Source organism: Bartonella sp. AP72JLCBS (genome assembly GCF_042195705.1).
Lineage (GTDB): Bacteria > Pseudomonadota > Alphaproteobacteria > Rhizobiales > Rhizobiaceae > Bartonella.
On record NZ_JBHIOU010000116.1, the window covers coordinates 1 to 642 of the forward strand.

Genomic DNA, 642 nt, shown 5'->3' on the forward strand with positions numbered 1-642 from the left:
CGAAGGAACTCAGTAGCGCTTAACAGAAAATTGAAGTTAAAATTTAACAGTTTAATGCCAAAATCATTGCAATGGGTTGGTTGGAGTGTCCAAGGTGGAAGAAAACATGATGAAACATGGGAAAGCACTAAAAATAAAACAGGACTTCATTCAAGCATGACAGAAAAAATACCGCTCACTTCTATCATTCTTTCAAGCTAGGAAGTACTAAACATTAAAATCATAGCTATCATTGGTAATCATGCATGCAATACAATTAAAGTACCCCATCCCCACACCAGAGCTGTACATTGCCCTCAATGTACAAAAATCAACAGAGCATGGTGCAAAATATGCAGTAAAAATAACGGGATGAGATAAAGAGACTTCCCCAAATAGGCGATGAGATGAACGCCATATGATCGAACCGGGGCAAGTCGCGAGGCGCAAAGGGTGTGAAGCCTCGAGAACGATAAGTCCTGAAAGCACAATGAAAACATATCACAACCCAGGAAATAAAATAACCAGAGGGAGAGACGAGTGAGTCAAGACTAAAACAAGCAAAATACAGTTTAGGAGGGCCAGAACCCTGACTAACTACAAAGTACAAAGTACTAGCACACAAGTCTAGCAAAAATAACAAAAACAAAAGAACAGTAACTA

General features: G+C 39.3%; 1 protein-coding gene. It reads left to right on the forward strand.

Annotated elements, in window-relative coordinates; genetic code table 11:
• On the forward strand, nucleotides 1-201 hold a 201-nt coding region (locus ACFILO_RS09665; protein WP_375678234.1), incomplete at its 5' end, for a hypothetical protein.
• Nucleotides 202-642 lie beyond the last annotated feature (441 nt).